Annotated in this window: 1 protein-coding gene; it reads left to right on the forward strand. The window is 31.0% G+C overall.

Annotated features, from left to right (window positions below):
• Positions 1–151 precede the first annotated feature (151 nt).
• On the forward strand, positions 152–480 hold a 329-nt coding region (locus AC1DWA_RS33335; RefSeq protein WP_477917752.1), incomplete at its 3' end, for a glycosyltransferase family 2 protein.

Here is a 480-nt window from a genome sequence, read left to right on the forward strand (position 1 = left end):
GTTTATCTAAAACTTATTGATTATAAGGGGAACGAATTCTTGGAATTGGGATACATATTATAATAGTTAGCAAGATAATTTTAGTATTTATAATAGGAAAATTCTATTTTAGAAGGGTTAGAGTTAAGATAACCTAAGTGGAGGAATGGTTATGGAGAAAGTTTCTGTTGTTATTCCATTTTATAATTGTCCTTATATTGATCAAGCTTTAGACAGTTTAGTAAATCAAACTTACAAAAATGTAGAAATTATTGTTGTAGACGATGGTTCCACGCTACACCTAGAAAAAATCACGCCCTATTTGGATAATGTCAGTTATCTTAAAAAGGAAAATGGGGGAACAGCAACTGCTCTGAATACTGGTATCAATAGTGCAACGGGTAATTATTTTTGTTGGCTTAGTTCAGACGATATATATGATCGTAAAAGGATAGAGGCTCAGTTAAACTTTATGAAAATAAAAAACGCATCGTTCTGTTA

The sequence above is a fragment of the Rhodococcus sp. P4_F3_2 genome (genome assembly GCF_056401335.1).